Source organism: Aeromicrobium sp., from assembly GCF_049586495.1.
Lineage (GTDB): Bacteria > Actinomycetota > Actinomycetes > Propionibacteriales > Nocardioidaceae > Aeromicrobium.
In genome coordinates this window covers 23,332-30,111 of record NZ_JBAVCB010000095.1, presented here as the reverse complement: position 1 = coordinate 30,111, position 6,780 = coordinate 23,332, and the positions used below count along the sequence as shown (strand labels likewise).

The 6,780-nt window shown below is 66.2% G+C and carries 9 protein-coding genes; 6 read left to right on the top strand and 3 right to left on the bottom strand.

Features of this window, described 5'->3' with window-relative positions; all coding sequences use genetic code 11:
• The first annotated feature begins 208 nt into the window (after positions 1-208).
• A complete protein-coding gene (locus WB508_RS05475) occupies positions 209-685 on the top strand; it encodes a GNAT family N-acetyltransferase (RefSeq protein ID WP_423843872.1) in 477 nt (158 codons plus the stop codon).
• Here the strand turns inward: WB508_RS05475 and WB508_RS05470 are convergent.
• Positions 659-1,060, bottom strand: a complete 402-nt coding sequence (locus tag WB508_RS05470) for a hypothetical protein (RefSeq protein ID WP_423843871.1) — start codon at positions 1,058-1,060, stop codon at positions 659-661. The genes WB508_RS05475 and WB508_RS05470 overlap by 27 nt on opposite strands.
• Positions 1,057-1,761 (bottom strand): tRNA (guanosine(46)-N7)-methyltransferase TrmB, encoded by a 705-nt coding sequence (trmB, locus tag WB508_RS05465; protein WP_423843870.1) that lies wholly within the window; start codon positions 1,759-1,761, stop codon positions 1,057-1,059. The genes WB508_RS05470 and trmB overlap by 4 nt, the downstream gene beginning before the upstream one ends.
• A gap of 150 nt (positions 1,762-1,911) precedes the next feature.
• On the opposite strand from trmB, the gene WB508_RS05460 reads away from it, so the two are divergent.
• The 3 genes from WB508_RS05460 (at position 1,912) to WB508_RS05450 (ending at position 4,175) form a co-directional block, all read left to right on the top strand.
• On the top strand, positions 1,912-2,253 hold the full coding sequence (locus tag WB508_RS05460; protein WP_423843869.1) for a PadR family transcriptional regulator: 342 nt from the start codon (positions 1,912-1,914) through the stop codon (positions 2,251-2,253).
• Positions 2,250-3,245, top strand: coding sequence for a hypothetical protein (locus tag WB508_RS05455; RefSeq protein WP_423843868.1), 996 nt, complete (start codon positions 2,250-2,252; stop codon positions 3,243-3,245). The genes WB508_RS05460 and WB508_RS05455 overlap by 4 nt, the downstream gene beginning before the upstream one ends.
• 84 nt (positions 3,246-3,329) lie before the next feature.
• Entirely contained in the window at positions 3,330-4,175 is an 846-nt protein-coding gene (locus WB508_RS05450) for a Bax inhibitor-1/YccA family protein (RefSeq protein WP_423843867.1), read from the top strand.
• A gap of 65 nt (positions 4,176-4,240) precedes the next feature.
• Here WB508_RS05450 and WB508_RS05445 read toward each other — a convergent pair whose 3' ends face one another.
• On the bottom strand, positions 4,241-5,170 hold the full coding sequence (locus WB508_RS05445; protein ID WP_423843866.1) for an SGNH/GDSL hydrolase family protein: 930 nt from the start codon (positions 5,168-5,170) through the stop codon (positions 4,241-4,243).
• A 32-nt stretch (positions 5,171-5,202) separates the two neighbouring features.
• On the opposite strand from WB508_RS05445, the gene WB508_RS05440 reads away from it, so the two are divergent.
• Both WB508_RS05440 and WB508_RS05435 read left to right on the top strand, forming a co-directional pair.
• Entirely contained in the window at positions 5,203-5,880 is a 678-nt protein-coding gene (locus WB508_RS05440; RefSeq protein WP_423843865.1) for a tyrosine-protein phosphatase, read from the top strand.
• Between the two features lie 76 nt (positions 5,881-5,956).
• Positions 5,957-6,778: an SDR family NAD(P)-dependent oxidoreductase gene (locus WB508_RS05435; protein ID WP_423843864.1), complete on the top strand. Its 822-nt coding sequence runs from the start codon at positions 5,957-5,959 to the stop codon at positions 6,776-6,778.
• The last annotated feature ends 2 nt before the right edge of the window (positions 6,779-6,780 follow it).

Genomic DNA, 6,780 nt, shown 5'->3' with positions numbered 1-6,780 from the left:
CGTCTGCGTGTATTCGGCCGCCAAACGGTCTGAGAAGGCCAGCATCTCGGCCCACTCGGCGTGCTCAGCCCGGGCTCGGGAAGACGCGGCAGCAGTGAGTCGCTGCACCTGATTTCCCTGCGATTGCGGCATATATCAAACCTAGAACACCCCACTGACAGTCGTTTCTTTGCCGAGTCGAGATCTCCACAACCTAGAGTGGGCAGCAATGATCTTCTCCTCGCCGGATCCGGCTGCGGACCCCTACGTGGCGCTAGCGCTGCTGGAGCTGCAGCGCGCGTCCTACGCGGTCGAGGCCGAACTGATCGGGGACGATCGAATTCCGCCGTTGCGCCAGAACGAGGTGGATCTGACGTCGTTCCGCGGGCACTGGTTGCTGGCCTGGAACGGCGTTGACCTCGTGGGTGCTGCAGCGTGGGTCGAGCGCGAGAGCGGTGTCGAGATCGACAAGGTGATGGTGCGACCAACCGCGCACCGGCAGGGGGTCGGCAGTCAGCTGCTAGCTCTGGTGATCGAGGCGGCCGCTGATCGTCAGATCGCCGTTGCCACGGGCCGCGACAACGCGCCAGCACGCGCGCTGTACGGCAAGTACGGCTTTGCTGACGTGCGAGATGAGCGCGTGCCTCCAGGTATCTGGATCACCCGCCTGCAGCGCGCGTCAGTCCTGCTTGAGCCTGACTGCTGACCATGCATCGCCCAGGTCGACGCGTTCGGCTGCGGACCAGCCGTATTCGCGAGCCAGCTGCTCGATCTGATCGGCATCAGCGCTCGTGATCTCAGCCGGCAGCACGATCCAGACCAGCGGCACCGAACCCACGCGCGGCAGCGTGTCGTCGAGCAGCTCCGGCGTCGCGCTCATCGCATCGACCACGATGACGGCGGCCGCCATGGGTTCAGAACCGACGTGTGAGACATCGTCGTCCTCATCGAGCAGCACGTCGCGGTCGACCACGATCTCGACACCTGCGGGCAGCGGGTCAAGGAGCGCTCGCTCCTCGTCGGTGGTGCCAAGCAGCCACACCGGTCCTCGGGTGATGTGCAGCAGATCTGCGCGGTTCATGGGGCCACCCTAGTGGCGCAGAAGTCGTGGATGATCCGGTCCTTGGCCAGTCCCTTGGTCTCGAATCGGGTCACGGGCCGACCCTCGAACCGCTCGCAGGCGCCACCCTCGAAGTCCGGGGAGCTCGCCAGCACCTGGGCGATCTGCTCGCCATAGTGCTCCCAGTCGGTCGCCGCGCGCCAGATGCCCCCGACGGGCAGCACCCGAGCGGCCAGCTTCGCGAAGTCGTCCGTGATGAGGCGGCGTTTCTGGTGCCGGGTCTTGTGCCACGGGTCGGGGAACCAGATCCGCAGCTCGGACAGCGACTCGGGGGCCAGCGCCGTGGTGAGCATCTCGGGTGCGTTCGCGACGACCAGCCGGATGTTCGTCAGATGCTCGCGCCGGATGTGCAGCAGCGACTGTGCCACGGCCGGGATGTAGACCTCGAAGGCGAGGAAGTCGATCTCCGGATGCGCCTGTGCGGCATGGGCCAGTGTCTCGCCGTATCCGCTGCCGATCTCGAGGATCGCTGGCGCAGAACGGCCGAACGTCGCAGCCAGGTCGAGGCGGTAATCCGGATCGACCGAGGTGCTCGGACCCGCCCGGGGGACGTCGATGACGTAGTCGTCAGCCAGCTGGTCCCAGACCTTCTGTTGACGCTCGCCGAGCCGGCCGCCTCGTCGCGAGAAGGAGACGGGGGACGATCGATAAGGCGGTTCCACCGCGCTAGCGTATGCGGACGGCGATCGAAGCCGACAGCAAGGACTGGACCGGGGTCCTCGAGGAGCCGGCCAGATCGAGCTGAGGTGGGTCAAGCACACACAGATATCCGTGGTCCGGGGTACTACGTAATGCGTGGTACTGTTCACCGCATGGATGCAACTCAGCTGCTCAAGGGAGTGCTCGACGTGGCGGTGCTCGCCGTGGTCGAGGACGAGGACGGGTACGGCTACGACGTCGTGCGCAGGCTCCGCGCCGCCGGACTTGAAGAAGTCGGGGACGCGTCGGTCTACGGGACGCTGCGTCGTCTCTACACCGCCGGTGCTCTCACCTCGTACGTCGTTCCCTCCGAGGAGGGCCCACACCGCAAGTACTACGGGATCAACGCGCAGGGCCGAGCCGTGCTCGACCTGCAGCGCAAGGTCTGGGCGGACTTCGCCGCCACCATGAACACACTGCTCACCAGCTCGAATCGACCGGGGGAAGCCGCATGACCACGACCATCATCACGCCAGAGATCGCCTCATTTGCCGAGGCGGTGCGCGACGCCCTGCACGACCTGCCGCACGAGGAGCGCGACGAGCTCACCGAAGGGCTCGAGGCGGACCTCGCCGAGGCATACGCCGAGGACTTGGTGCGCGAGTTCCCCGACCCCGCCGAGTACGCCACCGAGCTGCGCAACGCCGCGGGACTGCCCAAGCTGGAATCGTCCAGCGCTGGCATGGTGGCAAGCCTCGTCGTCGCGGTGCGCCGCATGCGCGGCGACCTCGCCGAGGGCGTGCGTCGGAACCCGGTCCTTGCTCCGGCCGGGGAGTTCCTGGTCGCCATCCGGCCGGTGTGGTGGCTCGCTCGCGCCGGGGTTGCCGCGTGGCTGGTGGCGGCAATCCTCGGTCTGGGAGCGGGCTACCCGTTCACGTCAGGAATGGCGTGGGCGGTGTTCATGGTTCTTCTCGTCGTCAGCGTGCAGTGGGGGCGCGGTCAGTGGGCTGCGCACCGGATCGCTCCCGTGATCGTGTTGGGCAACGTCGTGGCGGTCATCATGGCAGCGGCCATCGTGCTGCTGCCCGTATCCGCGCTGACATCGAACGACTACGGCGCCGGTTACTACGACGGAGTGGCTGCGGCGTACTCGGAGCCGCAGGACCTCACCGGCGTCTACCTCGACGGCGTGGCGGTGACCAACATCTTCCCGTACGACTCCTCGGGCAAGCCCATCGACGACGTGCAGCTGTTTGATCAGGACGGCCGCCCGCTTGCCACGTCGGTGGATGGCGGAAACGGTTGCCTCGACGAGTCGTGCGACACCTTGGGCCTGTGGTCTCCGCGCTCGCTGGAGTCCGGAACTGCGGCGTTCAACGTCTTCCCGCTGTCGATGATCGCCAGCAGCTACGTCGACGGGGTGCTCGTCGCCGATCAGGACGCCACTCCTCAGCAACGAAAAGCGCCTATTCCGAAGGTGCCCGCACTGCTGGCATCGGACAACTGATATCGGGATTGAAACGCGCTGCTCAGACGTTGTATAGAGTGAAGGTAACGACTCCACACCCGGAGCCATCCCACGGAGGGAAACATGAAGAGCAGCAACCCCGTCTTCGCCCGCAGCGCCGAGTTCAACGGACGCGGCGGCGCGATTGCCAAGACCACGAGCCCGTCCCAGTGGCAGGTCGACCTGTCGCAGGACGACAACCCCACCCACACCGGCACCGGCACCGGCCAGATGACGATCGAGACGGTCGTGGAGAAGACGGCCATCTCGCTTGGTCTGCTGGTCACCACCGCCGCCGTCGCCTGGTTCATGATCGGCGATCTCGGCGACGTGGCCACCGGCGATGCGGCCTACGGCCGCGCCATGATGTTCGCCATGGGCGGTGCCTTCATCGGCCTCGGACTGGCCTTGGTCAACTCGTTCAAGAAGGTCATCAGCCCTGCTCTCGTGCTCGCCTACGCGGCTGTCGAGGGCGTGTTCGTCGGTGCCTTCTCGAAGGTCATTGCGTCCTACGTCGGCGATCCCACGATCGTCTTCCAGGCGGTGCTGGCCACCATGGTCGCCTTCGGTGGCACGTTGGCAGCCTACAAGTTCTTCAACATCCAGGTCACGGACAAGTTCCGCAAGGTCATGACGATCGCGATCTTCAGCTTTGTCGGCGTCATGCTCATCAACATGGTGCTGAGCCTCACCGGCGTGCTCGAGTCGGGCGGCCTGCGCGGCTTCAACGCGCTCGGACTGGTTGTCTCGGCGATCGCCGTCGTGCTGGCGGTGTTCATGCTGATCATGGATTTCGACATGGTCGAAAAGGGCGTCGCGGCCGGTATCCCCGAGCGCGAGTCCTGGCGTGCGGCCTTCGGTCTGACCGTCACCCTGGTCTGGCTGTACATCGAGATCTTGCGCATCCTCGCCATCCTGCGTGGCGACTGATCACCAAGGAGCACACACGAACGGCCGGTCCCTCGGGACCGGCCGTTTCGCGTGCAGGGACGAAGTCAGCCGCGGCGGCGACGCAGGACGGTGGCCCATCGGCGACCTTGGCCTTCTTCGTGAACGACTTGCGTGCCGTCGTGCCGCACGGCTTCAGCCGCGGCGTCATCCAGCGACATGACGTCGCGCGGTAGGCCGGCGTAGACGGCGGTGCGCTCGCGTTCCCGTTCGCGCATCGAGGCGGCGACGGCCGGAATCAGGACCGACACCATGTTGGCGTACCCGGTCTCCGAGGGATGGAAGCTGTCGACACCGAACATGACGTCACGCTTTTCCATGAACAGCACCCCGAGGAGGCTGCCCAGCGAGACGGCGCGTCCGCCAGCCTCGACCACGGCGACAGTCTGCTTGCGAGCCAGCATCCGGCTGAGGCTTCGGGCGACGGAGCGCAACGGCTGCTTGATCGGCTGGATGGTGCCGAGGTCAGGACAGGTGCCCACCACGACCTCGCTGTCGAGGTCCACCAAGCGGCGCACTGCCGCGCCCAGCTGTCGTGCCGACACAGGCGGCGCCACCTGGTGCGTCACATCATTGACGCCGATGACGATGACGGTCACGTCGGGGGCAAAGTCGTCGAGCTGGTCGATCTGCCCTTCCAGGTCGGCGGTTCGGGCGCCGACCACTGCCAGCGACCGGATCTCCACCTGGACGCCGAGCACGTGTGACAGGCCGATGCCGAGCATGGCGGGGGGTGTCGCGTCGGCTCGATCCATGCCGTAGCCCACGGCCGCGCTGTCACCGAGCACGAGGCAGCGCATGGCCCGGCCAGGCAGATCGTCACCGTACACGCCGTCTGCCGACGGCGGACGAGCGTCAGAAGGGCCGATGGTGCGGCGAGCGAGCACTGCCTCACCCACCAGGACGCCGTAGAGCGCCGAGAGCGCGAGGCCGCTGCCCACCGCCGCCGATGCAGCGACAGAACGGGGGCGTGGCACCGCCCCAGTCTAGGGCGTGGCACATTGATCAAATGCCCCAGACGACGCCCAACCTGCGTGACATTGGTCGTACTCCCACGGAGGACGGCGGGCAGCTTCGGACTGGGCGTGTGCTGCGCAGCGGGCTGCCCTTCGACGATGATGTCGTCGAACACGTCGTCTGGCCGCCTGCACTGGTTCTGGACCTGAGATCGGACGACGAGATCGTCCAGCGGCCGACCTTGAGCACAGTGCCGTCCAGAAATCTGCCCCTGCTGTCCTCCCTGCGACCTGCAGCCCATCACGATGGCACGTTGGTGACGCTGTACGCAGCGCTGCTGGAGTCGGCGGGCCCGCTGCTGGCTGACCTCGTGCGTGCCGTGGCCGACACGGAGGGTCCCGTGCTGATCCACTGCGCGGCTGGCAAGGATCGCACTGGCATCTCGGTCGCGCTCCTGATGCGCCTGGCCGGCGTCGATCGGGCCACCGTCATGGCCGACTACGTGCGCACCAACGACGCGATCGACGCCATCGATGCGCGCTTGCGTGCGCTGCCGGGAAACGAGCGCCGCTCTGAGCTCCCGCGGGAGTACTTCCACGTCGTGCCCGAAGCGATCGACGCTGTGATGGACGTGTGGGACGGCCATCGCGGCGGAACGCACGGGTGGTTGCGTCATGTTGGCGGGGACCTTAATCTTGCCGATCGACTGCGTTCGACTCTCTTGGCGTAACGTCGTTATCTGCTATGGTCAGTTTCGGATACCCCCAGTATCTGAATGTCATCTGGCACGTCGAGAGGAACCCCACATGACCAGCATTCCCGGCAAGGTCGCCGTCGTCACCGGTGCAGGATCTGGCATCGGCCGTGCGCTGTCGATCGAGCTGGCCCGCCGCGGTGCTCTCGTCGCCATCAGCGACGTGGATCCGCAAGGACTCGCTGAGACCGAGGTGCTCGTCAAGGGCGCGGGCGGAGAGGTCAAGGCCGACATCCTGGACGTCTCGCAGCGCGAGCTGGTGCTGCAGTACGCCGACGAGGTCGTCGCCCACTTCGGCACCGTCAACCTGGTGTTCAACAACGCCGGCGTCGCCTTCACCGGTGACGTCGAGCAGATGTCGTTCAAGGAGATCGACCGGGTCATGGACGTCGACTTCGGCGGCGTGGTCAATGGCACCAAGGCCTTCCTGCCGCACGTCATCGCCTCTGGCGAGGGCCACATCATCAACATCTCCAGCGTCTTTGGTCTCTTCGCCGTGCCCACTCAGAGCGCCTACAACGCGGCCAAGTTCGCGGTCCGCGGATTCACCGAAGCGCTGCGCCAGGAGATGAAGCTGCGTGGTCGGCCGGTCCAGGTCACCACGGTCCACCCCGGCGGCATCAAGACCAACATCGTCAACAACTCCACGGGCGTCGACGGATTTGACCACGCCAAGATGGCCAGCGACTTCAACGCCAAGCTGGCCCGCACGAGCCCCGAAAAGGCCGCTCACGTCATCCTCACGGGCGTCGAGAAGAACAAGGCCAAGGTGCTGATCGGCACCGACGCCGTGATCATGGACTCCGTGGTGCGGATCCTGGGCTCGAAGTACCAGCCGCTCGTCACGATGTTCAGCCGGCGCAACGGCGTGTGACC

Excerpts from the sequence above, each read along its gene's own strand:
- WB508_RS05455 (WP_423843868.1), top strand. The coding sequence starts at position 2,250 with ATGACCACGACCATCATCACGCCAGAGATCGCCTCATTTGCCGAGGCG.
- WB508_RS05475 (WP_423843872.1), top strand. The coding sequence starts at position 209 with ATGATCTTCTCCTCGCCGGATCCGGCTGCGGACCCCTACGTGGCGCTA.
- WB508_RS05440 (WP_423843865.1), top strand. The coding sequence starts at position 5,203 with ATGCCCCAGACGACGCCCAACCTGCGTGACATTGGTCGTACTCCCACG.
- WB508_RS05450 (WP_423843867.1), top strand. The coding sequence starts at position 3,330 with ATGAAGAGCAGCAACCCCGTCTTCGCCCGCAGCGCCGAGTTCAACGGA.
- WB508_RS05435 (WP_423843864.1), top strand. The coding sequence starts at position 5,957 with ATGACCAGCATTCCCGGCAAGGTCGCCGTCGTCACCGGTGCAGGATCT.
- WB508_RS05470 (WP_423843871.1), bottom strand. The coding sequence starts at position 1,060 with ATGAACCGCGCAGATCTGCTGCACATCACCCGAGGACCGGTGTGGCTG.
- WB508_RS05460 (WP_423843869.1), top strand. The coding sequence starts at position 1,912 with ATGGATGCAACTCAGCTGCTCAAGGGAGTGCTCGACGTGGCGGTGCTC.